This is a genomic window from Stenotrophomonas sp. HITSZ_GD, from assembly GCF_029543105.1.
Taxonomy (GTDB): domain Bacteria; phylum Pseudomonadota; class Gammaproteobacteria; order Xanthomonadales; family Xanthomonadaceae; genus Stenotrophomonas_A.
Genome location: NZ_JARQXB010000003.1, coordinates 315,263 through 329,535, shown reverse-complemented (window position 1 = coordinate 329,535; position 14,273 = coordinate 315,263). Strand labels below are relative to the sequence as shown.

Sequence of the window (14,273 nt, the reverse complement as noted above, 5' to 3'; positions counted from 1 at the left end):
CCGGCCATGCCCAAATTTTTCATCGAACATCCGGTATTCGCCTGGGTGGTGGCGATCCTGATCTCGCTTAGCGGCGTGATCGCGATCCTCAACCTGGGCGTCGAGTCCTATCCCTCCATCGCCCCGCCGCAGGTCACCGTCAGCGCCACCTATCCCGGCGCCAGCGCGGACACGGCAGAGAAGGCGGTCACCCAGGTCATCGAGCAGCAGCTGACCGGCATCGACCACCTGCTGTACTTCAACTCCTCCTCGGCCGCCAACGGCCGCGTCTCCATCACCCTGACCTTCGAGACCGGCACCAACCCGGACATCGCCCAGGTGCAGGTGCAGAACAAGGTGGCCCTGGCGACCCCGCGCCTGCCCACCGAGGTCACCCAGCAGGGCGTGGTGGTGGCCAAGGCCAACGCCGGCTTCCTGATGGTGGTGGCGCTGCGTTCGGACAACCCGGCGGTGGACCGCGACGCGCTCAACGACATCGTCGGTTCGCGCGTGCTCGACCAGATCTCGCGCGTGCCGGGCGTGGGCAGCACCCAGCAGTTCGGTGCCGAGTACGCGATGAACATCTGGCTCAACCCCGAGCGCCTGCAGGGTTACCACCTGTCGGCCAGCCAGGTGTACAACGCCATCGCCAACCAGAACGTGCAGTTCGCCGCCGGTTCCATCGGCGCCGACCCGGCACCCGATGGCCAGGGCTTCACCGCGACCGTCTCGGCCGAGGGCCGCTTCAGCTCGCCGGAAGAGTTCGAGAACATCATCCTGCGCACCGACAGCGACGGCGCCACCGTGCGCCTGAAGGATGTCGGCCGGGTGGCGTTCGGCCCGTCCAGCTACGGCTTCGATACCCAGTACAACGGCAAGCCCACCGGCGCGTTCGCCATCCAGCTGCTGCCCGGCGCCAACGCGCTGAGCGTGGCGCAGGCGGTAACGGCCAAGATGGACGAGCTGGCCCCGAGCTTCCCGCAGGGGGTGACCTGGTTCTCGCCGTACGACAGCACCGCGTTCGTGAAGATCTCCATCGAGGAGGTCGTGCACACGCTGGTGGAAGCCATCGTGCTGGTGTTCCTGGTGATGCTGCTGTTCCTGCAGAACTTCCGCGCCACGGTCATCCCGACCCTGGTGATCCCGGTCGCGCTGCTGGGCACGTTCCTGGGCATGTGGATCATCGGCTTCACGATCAACCAGCTGACGCTGTTCGCGATGGTGCTGGCGATCGGCATCGTGGTGGACGATGCGATCGTGGTGATCGAGAACGTCGAGCGCATCATGACCGACGAGCACCTGGCGCCGAAGGCGGCCACGACCAAGGCGATGACGCAGATCACCGGCGCGGTGGTGGCCATCACCGTGGTGCTGGCGGCGGTGTTCATCCCCTCGGCGATGCAGCCGGGCGCGGCGGGCGCGATCTACAAGCAGTTCGCCATCACCATCGCCATGTCGATGGCGTTCTCGGCGTTCCTGGCGCTGAGCTTCACCCCGGCGCTGTGCGCGGCCTTCCTGAAGTCCACCCACGACCAGAAGAAGAACTGGGTGTTCCGCACCTTCGACAAGTACTACGACAAGGTCGCCCACCGCTACGTCGGGCTGGTCGGCCACACCCTCAAGCGCGCCCCGCGCTGGATGGTGCTGTTCGTGGTGCTGGTGGCGCTGTGCGGTTTCCTGTTCACCCGCATGCCGGGCAGCTTCCTGCCGGAAGAAGACCAGGGCTTCGCGCTGGCCATCGTGCAGCTGCCGCCGGGCGCGACCAAGACCCGCACCAACGAGGTCTTCACCCAGATGCGCAGCGTGCTGGAAAAGCAGGACGCGGTGGAAGGCATGCTGCAGGTGGCCGGCTTCAGCTTCCTGGGCTCGGGCGAGAACGTGGGCATGGGCTTCATCCGCCTCAAGCCCTGGGATGACCGCAAGGTCACCGCCACCGAATTGATCCAGCAGCTCAATGGCGCCTTCTACGGCATCAAGGGCGCGCAGATCTTCGTGGTGAACCTGCCCACGGTGAACGGCCTGGGCCAGTTCGGCGGCTTCGACATGTGGCTGCAGGACCGCGCCGGCGCCGGCCAGGAAGCGCTGACCAACGCGCGCAACATCCTGCTCGGCCAGGCGGCGCAGCGTTCGGACACGCTGGTGGGCGTGCGCCCGAACGGTCTGGAGAACGCGCCGCAGCTGCAGCTGCACGTCAACCGCGTGCAGGCGCAGACCATGGGCCTGTCGGTGACGGACATCTACAGCGCCATCCAGCTGATGCTGGCGCCGGTGTACGTCAACGACTTCTTCTACGAGGGCCGCATCAAACGCGTGAACGTGCGCGCCGACGAGCAGTTCCGCACCGGGCCCGAGTCGCTGCGCAGCTTCTACACGCCCAGCGCCACGGCCACCGATGCCGACGGCCAGCCGGCGATGATCCCGCTGAGCAACGTGGTCAAGTCGGAGTGGACCTACGCCTCGCCCGCACTGAACCGCTACAACGGCTATTCGGCGGTGAACATCGTGGGCAACGCCGCGCCGGGCAAGGCGTCCGGGCAGGCGATGACGGCGATGGAGGACATCGTGCAGAACGACCTGCCGGCCGGCTTCGGCTACGACTGGTCGGGCATGTCGTACCAGGAAATCATCGCCGGCAACGCGGCGACCCTGCTGCTGGTGCTCTCGGTGGTGGTGGTGTTCCTCTGCCTGGCCGCGCTGTACGAAAGCTGGTCCATCCCGGTGGCGGTGCTGCTGGTGGTGCCGATCGGCGTGCTCGGCGCGATCTCGCTGTCGCTGCTGCGCGGCCTGCCGAACGACCTGTACTTCAAGATCGGCATGATCACGGTGATCGGCCTGGCGGCGAAGAACGCGATCCTGATCGTGGAGTTCGCCGTCGAGCAGCGCGCGGCGGGCAAGACGCTGCGCGAGGCGGCGATCGAGGCGGCGCACCTGCGCTTCCGCCCGATCCTGATGACCTCCTTCGCCTTCATCCTGGGCGTGCTGCCGATGGCGATCTCCACCGGTGCCGGCGCCAACGCCCGCCACTCGATCGGCACCGGCGTGATCGGCGGCATGCTGTTCGCCACGATCCTCGGCGTGATCTTCATCCCGCTGTTCTTCGTGGTGGTGCGGCGCATGCTGGGCGACAAGCTGGACGAGCCGTCCAAGGAGTTCGTGGACGCGCAGACCGAGAGCGCCGCGGCGCGACCGGATCGCTGATCGCCGGTCCGTCTGGCGGAAACGCAAAAGCCCCGGCGCGAGCCGGGGCTTTTTTGTGCGCGCGCGACACTGGCCAAATATTGGCCAATGACCGGAAGAGCCTTGCGCCACGGGGGCATCGCAAGGTTGTCCACAGGTTTGCAGACGGGGCATCCACATCGGGTGTGGATTACCTCGCCGCGATCGGCGGGCGCGTCTTCGGCCGCGACGGCGCCGCGGCCGAAGACGCCGATCAGCCCGTTTGACGCCTTCCGCCGCGGGACAGCCACCGCGGTGCGGCGCACACTAGCGCTTCCGCCCCGTGGAGCCTGCCTTGGATACCGCCACCCGCCACCTCATCGAGGAAGCCGCCAACGGTTCGGCCGAGGGCCGCCTGCACTTTGGCGAGGTCATCGACGTGCTGACCCGCGCCGGCGTCGACTCCTATACCGCCGACTATCGCGCCGAGCGCACGACCTACTACCTGCGCGACGAACCGCCGCTCGACCTCCCCCTGCCCTCGCCCGGCACCCCCATCGCCGACGCTTTCGATGCCGCCGCCTTGCGGGCCGCCATCCGCGGTGCCCAACGCGGCGAGGTCATGTACCCGGCCTTCAAGGAGCTCACGCGCGCGGCCGGCTGCGTTGGCTACACGGTCTGGATCACCGGCCGCCATGTCGCCTACTACGGCCGCCGTGGCGAAACGCACGTGGAGCGCTTCCCGGACTGACCGTCGGCGCAAAGAAAAAGCCGCGCTTGCGCGCGGCTCTCCTGGAACGCATCGCGAGGCGGGCTCAGGGCCGGCGTGCGAGCGCTTCCACGTCCTTGGCCTTCGGCAGCAGGTCCTGCTTGGTGACCTTGAACGGGCCGATCGACAGCATCGGCACCGCGACCACGATCGAGGACACCACCACGATCACCGCACCGATCATGTGCGTGAGCGCCAGGCCTTCCATCGAGGTGCCACCGTACAGGTACAGCGCCCAGGCCGAGAGGAAGAACATCACCGCGGTGATCACCGTGCGCGACAGCGTCTGGTTGATCGAGCGGTTCAGCACTTCCAGCGGCTCCACGCGCAGGCTGCGGAAGTTCTCGCGCACGCGGTCGAACACCACGATGATGTCGTTGATCGCGAAGCCCATCACCGACAGCAGGCCGGCCAGCACGGTCAGGTCGAACTCGCGGCCCGTGCCGTAGATGTAGGCGGCGGTGACGATCAGGTCGAAGAACGCGGTCAGGCTGGCCACCACCGCGAACTTCCACTCGAAGCGGAACGCGATGTAGATCAGGAAGCCAACCAGCATGAACAGCGTGGCGTAGATACCGTCGCGCACCAGGTCGGCGCCAACCTGCGGGCCGACGAACTCGGTGCGCAGCACGGTGGCCGGGTTCTCGGCGGTGTTGATCGCCTTGAGCACCTGCGCCGAGACCGTCTTGTCGCCCTCGGCGTTGCTGTTCTCGCCGTGCGGCTGCAGGCGGATCATCAGCTCGTTGCCGCCGCCGAAGCCCTGCACCTGGGCGTTCTCGAAGCCGGCCGCGGCCAGCTTCTCGCGCACCTGGTCGACATCGGCCGGCTGGTCGAAGCGGGTCTCCACGACGGTGCCGCCGGTGAACTCCAGCGCGTAGGCCTCCTTCTGGAAGCCCTTCAGGCCGATGACCACCAGCGAGGCCAGGAACACCGCGAGCATCAGCCACAGCACCGCGTGGCGCCAGCGCATGAAGTCGATCTTGGTGTCGTTCGGGATGAGGTGAAGCGGGAAAATTTTCATCGATTCTTTCTCACCCGGTCAGATGGCCACGGACTTGATCTTCTTGCGCGAGCCGTAAATCAGCTGGGCCAGCGCGCGGGAGACGGTGATCGCGGTGAACATCGAGGCGAAGATGCCGATCATCATGGTCAGGGCAAAGCCCTTCAGCGGGCCGGTGCCGAAGGCATACAGCGCCACGCCCACGATCAGGCCGGTCAGGTTGGCGTCGAGGATGGTGCCGCCGGCCTTTTCATAGCCGGCCGCGATGGAGGCCTTCGGCGGCACGCCGTGGCGCAATTCCTCGCGGATTCGCTCGTTGATCAGCACGTTGGCGTCCACCGACAGGCCCACCGACAGCGCCAGGCCGGCGAAGCCGGGCAGCGTCATCGTCGCGCCGAACATCGACATCACCGCCACCACGATCAGCAGGTTCAGCAGCAGCGCCACCGAGGTGATCACGCCGAACATGCGGTAGTAGATGGTGAAGAACGCCAGGGTGAACACGAAGGCATAGAGCACCGCGGTGATGCCGCGCTCGACGTTCTCCGCGCCCAGGCTCGGGCCGATGATGCGTTCCTCGACGAAGTCCATCGGCGCGGCCAGCGAACCGGCGCGCAGCAGCTTGGCCAGGTTCTCCGCCTCGCTCTTCTCCAGGCCGGTGGTCTGGAAGTTCTTGCCGAACACGCCCGCGATGCGGGTCGGTGCCAGCGCCTCTTCCTTGACGCGGACGCTGCGCACTTCCTGCCCATCCACCACGGTGACCGTGGGGATGCGCTCGATGTAGACCACCGACATCAGCTTGCCGACGTTGGCGCTGGTGAAATCGAACATGCGCTGGCCGGCGGCGTTGTTGAGCGTGATGCTCACCGCGGGCATGCCGTTCTGGTCGGTGGCCACGGTGGCGTTGACCATCTGGTCGCCCGAGGCCAGCACGCGCTTGTTCAACAGCACCGGCTGGCCGGTACCGCGCACGGTGTAGAGCTTGGCGTCCGGCGGCACGCGGCCGGTGCGCTGCGCATCCTGCGCGTCGCCATCGACCACGGAGCGGAACTCCAGCGTGGCGGTGGCGCCGATCAGGCGCTTGGCCTCGGCGGTGTCCTGCACGCCCGGCAGCTGGACCACGATGCGGTCCTCGCCCTGGCGCTGGATGATCGGCTCGGCCACGCCCAGTTCGTTGACGCGGTTGCGCAGCGTGGTGATGTTCTGCTCCAGCGCGCTGCCGGCGATCTGCGCCAGTTCCTGCTGCGGGATCGTCACGGTGACGCGGTCGCCGCTGACGTCGTAGCTCAGCGTGGGCTGGGTCTTGGCCAGCGCCGCGCGGGCGCGCTCGGCCGCATCGGCGCCGGCCGACGGGCTGAGGGTGGCCACGATGCTGTTGTCCGGGCGACGCTCCACCGACTGGTAGCCGATGCGGTTGTCGCGCAGGGTCACGCGGATGTCCTCGGCGTAGGCGTCCACGCGCTTTTCCAGCGCCGCCTTCTGGTCCACCTGCAGCACGAAGTGCACGCCGCCCTGCAGGTCCAGGCCCAGCACCATCGGCTTGCCGCCCAGGCGGGCCAGCCAGTCCGGCACGGTGGAGGCCAGGTTCAGCGCCACGGTGTAGTTCTCGCCCAGGCTGTTGCGCAGGGCGTTGCTGGCCTTGCTCTGCGCTTCCAGGTTGGGCAGGCGCACCATCAGGCTGTTGCCTTCCACGGCCACCGACTTGGCGGTGATGCCGGCCTGGGCCAGTTCGGCCTGCACCTTGCTGCGCAAGGTGTCGTCGAGCGCGCCTTCGCGCTGGGCGGTGATCTGGACGGCCGGGTCCTTCTGGTAGGCGTTGGGCAGCGCGTAGAGCACGCCGATCGCGATCACGGCCAGGATCAGGAAATATTTCCAGCGAGGAAATTCAAGCATTGCATAACCCCGCGCGGCGCCTCCCCGGCGCCACGCATCAGGAGAAAGGAACGGATCAGGCGGACTTCAGCGTGCCCTTGGGCAGCACGTTGCCGACGGCGCCCTTCTGCACGCGCACGCGCACGTTGTCGGCCACTTCGATGGTGATGAAGTTGTCGCCCACTTCCGACACCACGCCGGCGATGCCGCCGGAAGTGATGACCTCGTCGCCGCGGCTGAGCTTGTCCAGCATGGCGCGGTGTTCCTTCTGCCGCTTCATCTGCGGGCGGATCATCAGGAAGTACATCACCACCAGCAGGCCGATCATCGGCAGGAAGGTCAGCAGCGGGCTGCCGCCGCCGGCCGGCGCGGCGCCGGCGGTCTGCGCCTGGGCGGCGGGAATCAGGAAATCGAGCAGGTTCATCTTTGCGTCCTAGGTTGGGCGCGGGGCCGGAAAAGCAGCCCCGCGTTCAATTCAAAGCGCCCGTCCGGGCGCAGAGCCCCCGATTATGCCATGGGGGCGCCGGCCCGCACGCCGGGCCCCGGCGTTCCCCGGTGACGGTCAGCCCGCCTGCCCCGGAAGCGCCGGTGCCTGGGCACCGCGTGCGGCATAGAAGGACTGCCTGAATGCGGCAAAGGTTCCCGCCGCGATGGCCGCGCGCATGTCGGCCATCAACTTCTCGTAGTACCAGAGGTTGTGCAGGGTGCCGAGCATCGGCGCCAGCATCTCGTTGCAGCGGTCCAGGTGGCGCAGGTAGGCGCGGGTGAACCCGCCGGCGCAGGCCGGGCACCCGCAGCCCGGCTCGATCGGGTCCAGGTCGCGCTCGTACTTGGCATTGCGGATGCGCACGGTGCCGAAGGCGGTGAAGTAATGGCCGTTGCGCGCGTTGCGAGTCGGCATCACGCAATCGAACATGTCCACGCCGCGGGCCACGCCTTCCACCAGGTCCTCCGGGCGGCCCACGCCCATCAGGTAGCGCGGGCGGTCGGCCGGCAGCCGCGGGTGCAGGTGTTCGAGCATGGCATTGCGCTCGTGCTCGGGCTCGCCCACCGCCAGGCCGCCGATGGCATAGCCGTCGAAGCCGATCTGCTGCAGGCCATCCAGCGAACGGCTGCGCAGGTCCGGGTGCACGCCGCCCTGGACGATACCGAACAACGCCGCATCGTTGCCCAGCGCGTCGTGCGCATCGCGCGAGCGGCGCGCCCAGCGCAGGCTCAGCTCCATCGAGCGGCGCGCCACGTCCTCGGTGGCCGGGTACGGGGTGCATTCGTCGAAGATCATCACCACGTCCGAGTCGAGCACCTTCTGAATCTTCATGCTCTCCTCCGGGCCGAGGAACACGCGCGCCCCGTCCGTCGGCGAGGCGAAGGTCACGCCCTGCTCGGTGATCTTGCGGCGGTGCGCCAGCGAGAACACCTGGAAGCCGCCCGAATCGGTGAGGATCGGGCCGTTCCAGCGGCTGAAGCCATGCAGGCCGCCGTGATCGGCGATCACGTCCAGGCCCGGGCGCAGGTACAGGTGGAAGGTGTTGCCCAGGATGATCTCCGCGCCCAGCTCGCGGATCTGGTGCGGCAGCACGCCCTTGACCGAGCCATAGGTGCCGACCGGCATGAACGCCGGCGTTTCCACCGTGCCGCGCGGGAAGGTCAGGCGGCCGCGGCGGGCGTGGCCGTCGGTGGTCTGGAGCTGGAACTGGAGTCGGGACATGAAGACCTGGAAGACGATGGATTTCTGAACGACGCTCAGGCGCCGGGGGCGTCGGCGTCGGCCGACCACAGCAGCATCGCGTCGCCGTAGCTGAAGAAGCGGTACTGCTCGGCGATGGCGTGCCGGTAGGCCTCGAAGATGCGCGCGCGGCCTGCGAAGGCCGAAACCATCATCAGCAGCGTGCTCTCGGGCAAGTGGAAGTTGGTCACCATCGCATCGACGCTGCAGATGCGGTAGCCGGGCAGGATGAAGATCTGCGTTTCGCCCGCGAACGGCTGCAGCTCGCCGTCGCGCATCGCGCTTTCCAGCGAGCGCACGACGGTGGTGCCCACCGCGATGACGCGGCCGCCGGCCGCGCGGGTGCGGCGCACCTGCTCGACCAGTTCCGCGCCGACATTGAGCCACTCGCGGTGCATGACGTGATCGGCCAGCGATTCCACGCGCACCGGCTGGAAGGTGCCGGCGCCGACATGCAGGGTGACGTGGCCGAACTGGACGCCACGCTCGCGCAGGCGCGCCAGCAACGGTTCGTCGAAATGCAGGCCGGCCGTGGGCGCGGCCACCGCGCCGGCCTCGCGGGCGAACACGGTCTGGTACCGCTCGCGGTCGTCCAGCCCAGGCTCGCGGCGGATGTACGGCGGCAACGGCAGGCGGCCGGCATGCAGCAGCCACTGCTCCAGCGGCTCGGGCACCTCGAAGCGCAGCACGTAGAACTCGCCGTCGCGGCCCAGCACCTCGGCTTCGCCGCCGGCGTCCAGCGCGATGCGCCCGCCGGCCTTGGGCGACTTGCTCGCGCCGATCTGCGCGCGTGCCTGCTGCGCGCCGAGCAGGCGCTCGATGAGGATCTCCACCCGGCCGCCGCTGGCCTTCTGCCCGAACAGGCGCGCCGGGATGACGCGGGTATCGTTGAACACGAGCAGGTCGCCTGGCTGGAGCAGCTCGGGCAGGTCGCGCACGTGGCGGTCCTGCAGCGCGGCCGGTGCCGGCGGCACGACCATCAGCCGGCTGGCCGAGCGCTCGGCCAACGGGGCCTGGGCGATCAGGGCCTCGGGCAGTTCGTAGTGGAAGTCCGACTTCTTCAAGGACACGGGGGTATGGCGGGGGAAAGACCGCCCATTGTACCGGCCCTGCCCGCCTCCGCCGCCCGGGCTACTCGGTGTGCTCCTTCACGGTGATGCCCTGCACCGAGTTGCCGGTGAGGGCGATGTCCAGCTTCGGGTGGCTGCCGCGCCGCTTGACCAGCACGTCCTCGCCGTCGTCGATCTCGACGTGGTAGCCCTTGCCCAGCGCGGCCTTCAGCGCGTCGCGGATCAACCGGGCGACGTGGTTCTCGTGCAGGTCCTTGTCCACGGGCACATCGACTTGGCGCGCGGTGCCGCCCTCCGGCGTGATGCCCAGCTGGATCGTCCCGGCACTGGACGCGTGGCCGTCCACTTTCAGCCGCCACTTGTTGGAGAACTGGGCATGGGCGGCAAACGCCAGCAATACACCGGCCGCCAGCAGTACACCGCGCATCCCGCCTGCGTGCTTCATGTCGTGCGCTCCATGGGGAACGGCCAGATCATGAGCCGCAGACGCGGCCGAGCGCATCGGAAAAACTACTGGCCGGCGTCAGCGCTCGAACTTCGTCGCCAGCACGATCGCCGAGGTCGTGCGCTCCACGCCGTCCAGCGCGCCGATGCGGTCGGTCAGCACGTCGATGTCGCCCACGGTGGCGGCCACGCCGAGTGCAACCAGGTCGTAGGGCCCGCTCACCGAGTGCAACTCGCGCACCTCGGCGATCGCCTGCAACGCCTTCACCACCTGGGCCATCTGCTTGGGCAGCACGGTGATCATGATGTGCGCGCGGATGTAGGCCCGGTCCACCGCGTCGTGCACCCTCACGGTATAGCCGCCGATCACGCCCTGCCGCTCCAGTTTCTCGATGCGGCTCTGCACCGTGGTACGCGACACGCCAAGCCGCCGCGCGATCTGCGCGGTGGAGGCGCGGGCGTCCTCGCGTAGCACGGCCAGCAGGGCCTCGTCGGCCTCGGTAAGCTTCATATCGCCGAAACCCCTCGTCAATCCGTCAGAACTCCGGGCAATTATGCACGATCCACAGCTGCCAACCGACGATGGACAGCAGTTACCTTAACGGTCATACCGCCCATTCGACGGAGACCGCCATGTTCCAGACCGCCCCCCTCGCCCCGCTGCGCGCCCATGCCGGCCGCCGCCTGACCGACGGCCTGGACGATGCCACCGTCGAACGCCTGGCGGCCTCCCACCCGGCCCTGGCCGAGGCGATCGCCGCCGCCGCGGCCGAATACGCCCGCCAGAAGGACGAGTTCGCCGACCTGCTGGACCTGGACGAACAGGCCCAGGTCGAGGCCGTGCAGGGCGGCTTCATCAATTTCTACGCGCACGATGCGGTGACCCCGTACATCGCGCTGGCCGCGCGCGGCCCGTGGGTGGTCACGCTCAAGGGCGCGGTACTGTATGACGCCGGCGGCTACGGCATGCTCGGCTTCGGCCACACCCCGGCGCCGGTGCTCGACGCGATGGCCCGCCCGCAGGCGATGGCCAACATCATGACCCCGAGCCTGGCCCAGCGCCGCTTCGACCTGGCCATGCGCGCGGAGATCGGCCAGCGCCGCGGGCGCTGCCCCTTCAGCCATTTCATGTGCTTGAACTCCGGCTCGGAAGCCGTGGGCCTGGCCGCGCGCATCGTCGACATCAACGCCAAGCTGCACACCGACCCGGGCGCGCGCCACGAAGGCGCGACGATCAAGCGCCTGGTGGTCAAGGGCAGCTTCCATGGCCGCACCGACCGCCCGGGCCTGTACTCCGATTCCAGCCGCCGCACCTACCTGCAGCACCTGGCCAGCTACCGCGGCGAGGATTCGGTGATCGCCATCGCGCCCTACGACGAGCAGGCCCTGCGCCGCGCGTTCGCCGAGGCGGCGCGGAACCGGTGGTTCATCGAGGCGGTGTTCCTGGAGCCAGTGATGGGCGAAGGCGACCCGGGCCGCGCGCTGCCGGCGGCGTTCTACGCCGCCGCGCGCGAGCTGACGCGCGAGCATGGCAGCCTGCTGCTGGTCGATTCGATCCAGGCCGGCCTGCGCGCGCACGGCGTGCTCTCGGTGACCGACTATCCGGGCTTCGAAACGCTGGACGCGCCGGACATGGAGACCTACTCCAAGGCGCTCAACGCCGCGCAGTATCCGCTCTCGGTGGTCGCGCTCACCCCGGAAACGGCGCAGGTGTACCGCAAGGGCTGCTACGGCAACACCATGACCAGCAACCCGCGTGCGCTGGACGTGGCCTGCGCCACGCTGTCGATGCTGACGCCCGCCGTGCGCGCGAACATCCGCGAGCGCGGCGCGCAGGCGCTGCAGAAGCTGGAAAAGCTGCGTGGCGAACTCGGCGGCATGATCACCAAGGTGCAGGGGACCGGCTTGCTGTTCTCCTGCGAGCTGGCGCCGGAATTCAAGTGTTATGGCGCCGGTTCCACCGAGGAATGGCTGCGCCGGCAGGGCGTGAACGTGATCCATGGCGGCGAGAACTCGCTGCGCTTCACCCCGCATTTCGGGATGGATGCGCAGGAGTTGGACCTGCTGGTGGAGACGGTGGGCAAGGCCCTGCGCGAGGGGCCGCGACAGGCACAGGCGGCCGCAGCTTAACCGGCGGCCGAACCGCCGCTGCCGCCTCGCTCGACCTGTAGGAGCGGCTTCAGCCGCGACCGCCATCTGCACGGTCGCGGTTTCGCTCGTCGGGGCTGAAGCCCCTCCTACAAGGAGGCAGCTTTCTCCGGTTTCCGCTGGGTGAAGCGCTGCAGCGATTCTTCAATCAACGTGCGTGCCTCGGCCGCGTTGCCCCAGCCATTGAGCTGCACCGGGTTCCTGCCGCCCGGCAGGTCCTTGTACACACGGAAGAACGCCTCGATGCGCTGCCGCTCGATCTGCGGCAGGTCCGACAGGTCGCGGATGCCGGCGTAGGTCGGGTCCACCTTGTCGGTCGGCACGCCGATCACCTTCTCGTCGTGTTCGCCGCCGTCGATCATCTTCAGGTAGCCGATCGGCCGGAAGCGGATCAGCACCCCCGGATGCAGCGGCTCGCGCGTGAGCACCAGCGCATCCAGCGGATCGCCATCGCCGGCCCGCGTGCGCGGCAGCGAGCCGTAGTTGGCCGGGTACGCCACCGGCATCGACTGGAACCGGTCCACGTACACCAGCCCCTGCGCGTTGATCTCGTACTTGGTGAAGCTGCCGGCGGGGATCTCCACGGCCAGGTTCACTTCCTCCGGCGCCTGCTTCGGCTGCTCGGCATAGAACGGATGGCGCACCGACGGATCGGCCTGGGCCAAGGCGGCGGCCGTCAGCAAGGCCAGCAGCGGAACCAGGGAAAGGCGCATTTTCATCGGCAAGCTCCTCGCGTCACGGGTCATTCCCAGCAGCGTTCTTCGCGGCCTTTCGGACTGGCCGCGCGCGGACAATCGCGCGGGGCGATGCGGCCCTGATCGATCTCCACCAGCCGCTTGCCGCCGTCCGCGTCGCGCCGCAGTTCGAAGGCGTCGTACAGCCGGCCGGTGGCGGTGCGCGATTCGTAGGCGATGCGCTGCGGGTCGACACGCAGCACCTGGTAGAGCTGGGTGTCCTCGCCGACCGGGCGCATCGTGCGCCGCGCCATGTCCGAAAGGCGGTACTGCTTCGGCCCGGCCACCGAGACGATGAACACCGGCGTGGCCGCCCCACCCTCGTCGCCGCGGCGGCCGTAGGTGTGGTCGTGGCCCTGCAGCACGAGGTCCACGCGATGCTTGCGCAGCACCGGCAGCAGCGTGTCCACCAGTGCGACGTTGTCGCGATCCGCGCGCGGAGAGTAGAACGGCTGGTGGATCAGCACGATCGACCACGGGTGCGGGTTGTCGCCGAGCACCGTGTCCAGCCACTTCGCCTGCGCCTGCGCGGTGCCCAGGTCCAGCGCCGAGGTGCCGTCCACCACCGCCACGCGCACGTCCTGGTAGTCGAACCAGTACGTCGTCCTGGCGGTTTCCACCGGGCCGTTGGCCGGCAGCGCGAAGGTCACCGGCCAGTGGCCGCCGAGCACGCGGCGCGCCTGGGGGGTGTCCTCGAATTCCTCGAAATACTCGTGGTTGCCCGGCGCCGGCGCCACCGCGGTGCCCTCCAGCAGCCAGCGGCCGGCTTCGAACCATTCGCCCCACTCGCTGTCGTCCACGCCGTCGCCGCCGCTCACCAGGTCGCCGGCGAACACCGCCAGGCGTGCGTCCGGCGCGCTGCGCCAAGCCTGGCGGATCACCCGCGATACCAGGCTGAGGTTCTTGTTCTGCGTGTCGCCAAAGTACAGCATCGTCAGCGGCTGGCCGGCCGGCGCGGCGGTGCGGAAGTGATTCCACGCGCTCCACGTGTGCTGGCCTTGCACGCGGTAGGCGTACAGCGTATCCGGCTGCAGGCCGTCGACATCGGCACGATGGTGCAGCGACACGCCGTTTTCGCTGCGCAGTTCCTGCGTGCGTGCGGCGATCACCCGCGGCGTGCCGACATCCGGCGAATCGCCGGCGACGACGAGCTGCAGCTGCGGCGTGCGCACCGAGGCATCGGTACGCCATGCCACGGCAAAGCCATGGGCGGCGTCCTGCGCGGGCGAGGCGACGATGCGGTCCGGGAAACCGGTGGCGGCGTAGTGGTGGCTGCCCGCGGGCACCTGCGTGTTGGGCTCGGCGGCCGCCCAGGCGACCGGGGCCCGGGCAGCCAGCAGGCCGAGGGCAAGCGCGACGGCGCCAACGCGACGGA

12 protein-coding genes are annotated in these 14,273 nt (G+C 68.7%); 3 read left to right on the top strand and 9 right to left on the bottom strand.

Annotation, left to right across the window (positions count from 1 at the left end; translation table 11 throughout):
- The first annotated feature begins 6 nt into the window (after positions 1–6).
- Both P6166_RS05075 and P6166_RS05070 read left to right on the top strand, forming a co-directional pair.
- Positions 7–3,177 carry a multidrug efflux RND transporter permease subunit gene (locus P6166_RS05075; protein ID WP_277763421.1) on the top strand — a complete coding sequence of 1,057 codons (3,171 nt, stop codon included), beginning with the start codon at positions 7–9 and terminating at the stop codon, positions 3,175–3,177.
- A gap of 313 nt (positions 3,178–3,490) precedes the next feature.
- The gene (locus P6166_RS05070; protein ID WP_277763420.1) at positions 3,491–3,886 is read left to right on the top strand and encodes a DUF1398 family protein; all 396 of its coding nucleotides are present in this window, start codon (positions 3,491–3,493) and stop codon (positions 3,884–3,886) included.
- A 64-nt stretch (positions 3,887–3,950) separates the two neighbouring features.
- Here P6166_RS05070 and secF read toward each other — a convergent pair whose 3' ends face one another.
- The 7 genes from secF to P6166_RS05035 form a co-directional block, all read right to left on the bottom strand.
- Entirely contained in the window at positions 3,951–4,925 is a 975-nt protein-coding gene (gene secF, locus P6166_RS05065; RefSeq protein WP_277763419.1) for a protein translocase subunit SecF, read from the bottom strand.
- Between the two features lie 18 nt (positions 4,926–4,943).
- Positions 4,944–6,797, bottom strand: a complete 1,854-nt coding sequence (gene secD / locus P6166_RS05060) for a protein translocase subunit SecD (RefSeq protein ID WP_277763418.1) — start codon at positions 6,795–6,797, stop codon at positions 4,944–4,946.
- Between the two features lie 55 nt (positions 6,798–6,852).
- Entirely contained in the window at positions 6,853–7,200 is a 348-nt protein-coding gene (gene yajC, locus P6166_RS05055; protein ID WP_130319091.1) for a preprotein translocase subunit YajC, read from the bottom strand.
- A gap of 138 nt (positions 7,201–7,338) precedes the next feature.
- Entirely contained in the window at positions 7,339–8,484 is a 1,146-nt protein-coding gene (gene tgt / locus P6166_RS05050) for a tRNA guanosine(34) transglycosylase Tgt (protein ID WP_277763417.1), read from the bottom strand.
- A gap of 35 nt (positions 8,485–8,519) precedes the next feature.
- Positions 8,520–9,566, bottom strand: a complete 1,047-nt coding sequence (queA, locus tag P6166_RS05045; RefSeq protein ID WP_277763448.1) for a tRNA preQ1(34) S-adenosylmethionine ribosyltransferase-isomerase QueA — start codon at positions 9,564–9,566, stop codon at positions 8,520–8,522.
- Between the two features lie 67 nt (positions 9,567–9,633).
- Positions 9,634–10,017 (bottom strand): hypothetical protein, encoded by a 384-nt coding sequence (locus P6166_RS05040; protein WP_277763416.1) that lies wholly within the window; start codon positions 10,015–10,017, stop codon positions 9,634–9,636.
- Positions 10,018–10,095: 78 nt separating this feature from the next.
- Positions 10,096–10,527, bottom strand: a complete 432-nt coding sequence (locus P6166_RS05035; RefSeq protein WP_277763415.1) for an Lrp/AsnC family transcriptional regulator — start codon at positions 10,525–10,527, stop codon at positions 10,096–10,098.
- A gap of 122 nt (positions 10,528–10,649) precedes the next feature.
- Between P6166_RS05035 and P6166_RS05030 the strand changes: the two genes are divergently transcribed.
- Entirely contained in the window at positions 10,650–12,146 is a 1,497-nt protein-coding gene (locus P6166_RS05030; protein WP_277763414.1) for an aminotransferase class III-fold pyridoxal phosphate-dependent enzyme, read from the top strand.
- A gap of 107 nt (positions 12,147–12,253) precedes the next feature.
- Here the strand turns inward: P6166_RS05030 and P6166_RS05025 are convergent, their stop codons facing one another.
- Together P6166_RS05025 and P6166_RS05020 are read right to left on the bottom strand one after the other, a co-directional pair.
- Positions 12,254–12,883, bottom strand: coding sequence for an inorganic diphosphatase (locus P6166_RS05025; protein WP_277763413.1), 630 nt, complete (start codon positions 12,881–12,883; stop codon positions 12,254–12,256).
- A gap of 23 nt (positions 12,884–12,906) precedes the next feature.
- On the bottom strand, positions 12,907–14,238 hold the full coding sequence (locus tag P6166_RS05020) for a metallophosphoesterase family protein (RefSeq protein ID WP_277763447.1): 1,332 nt from the start codon (positions 14,236–14,238) through the stop codon (positions 12,907–12,909).
- Between the last annotated feature and the right edge of the window lie 35 nt (positions 14,239–14,273).